The organism is Listeria cornellensis FSL F6-0969 (assembly GCF_000525855.1).
Taxonomy (GTDB): domain Bacteria; phylum Bacillota; class Bacilli; order Lactobacillales; family Listeriaceae; genus Listeria_A; species Listeria_A cornellensis.
Genome location: NZ_AODE01000072.1, coordinates 1 through 652 on the forward strand (window position 1 = coordinate 1; position 652 = coordinate 652).

2 protein-coding genes are annotated in these 652 nt (G+C 42.3%); both read left to right on the forward strand.

The annotated features are described in order from the left end of the window. The coding region (locus tag PCORN_RS16755) for a helix-turn-helix domain-containing protein (RefSeq protein WP_036082711.1) at positions 1 to 223 on the forward strand (223 nt) is incomplete at its 5' end. A gap of 150 nt (positions 224 to 373) precedes the next feature. Further along, a complete protein-coding gene (locus PCORN_RS21470) occupies positions 374 to 589 on the forward strand; it encodes an IS3 family transposase (protein ID WP_159102637.1) in 216 nt (71 codons plus the stop codon). The last annotated feature ends 63 nt before the right edge of the window (positions 590 to 652 follow it).

The following is a 652-nucleotide window of genomic DNA, read 5'->3' on the forward strand; positions in this document are numbered from 1 at the left end:
CTACAATCAAGTGTACAGTTGGGTACAGAAATATCAAGCATCTGGAGAAGGTGCGTTACAGGACCGACGCGGTCGTTCCAAGCACAAAGAAGAACTAACGGAAACAGACCTTTTAACGCTACGCATCAAAGAATTAGAGGCACAGAATGAGCGTTTAGAAATCGAGAATGCCATCGCAAAAAAGTTGCAGGAGATCGAGCAAAAGTACCAAGACTTTCATTAGTCCGACAAGAGGAACTCTACTGTGCTATCACTGTACTAAAAGAAACGTATCCGATTGTAACATTATGCGAAGTCGCAGGAATCGCTCGGTCTTCCTACTATAAGTGGCTACACCGTGAAGTATCTGCCAGTGAGTTACTAAATCAGCAACTTGAGAAAAAAAATTATCGAAATTGCGCAGCTCGTGAATCATATTTATGGTTACCGTCGGATGACCTTAGCGGTCAATCGTGCGTTAAATACGAACTATAACTGGAAAAGAATCCGTCGAATTATGCGGATAAATCAATTGTATTCCGTCATTCGTCGCAAGAAACCACAATGGTTTCGATCTACCGCAGAGCATACCGCTAAAAAATATGCTTAACCGCAATTTCCAGGCAGCGCACCCTAATGAAAAATGGTGTACAGATGTCACGGAATTCAAAGT